This window comes from Pseudomonas sp. F220, assembly GCF_057813935.1.
Window position 1 is genome coordinate 1 of record NZ_JBVASJ010000217.1, and the last position, 249, is coordinate 249.

2 pseudogenes are annotated in these 249 nt (G+C 51.4%); both read right to left on the bottom strand.

Annotated elements, in window-relative coordinates:
• Window positions 1-115, bottom strand: a pseudogene (locus ACZYSM_RS29705) (LysR family transcriptional regulator); the annotation flags it as partial.
• Between the two features lie 8 nt (window positions 116-123).
• A pseudogene (locus ACZYSM_RS29710) lies at window positions 124-249 on the bottom strand (IS630 family transposase); the annotation flags it as partial.

A 249-nucleotide genomic window follows, 5' to 3' on the forward strand; every position in this document is an offset into this window, starting at 1 on the left:
CAACAGTTAGATGGTCGGCCATATCGAGCAGTGCGCGTGCGCGAACCAGTAGTTGTCTGCCAGCCGCGGTGAGCTGCACAGAACGGGTTGTGCGATCAAATAAGCGTAAATTCAAATCCCTTTCTAGTGTGCTGTCTCAGAAAAAACGTTCTCTTTGGACTGTGATGCCATCGCCTCTCGCGCACGCTGGATCTTGCGCAAGATGTCTTCACCTTTTGCATTCCAGACGTATAGGCTTGGCTGAGCATT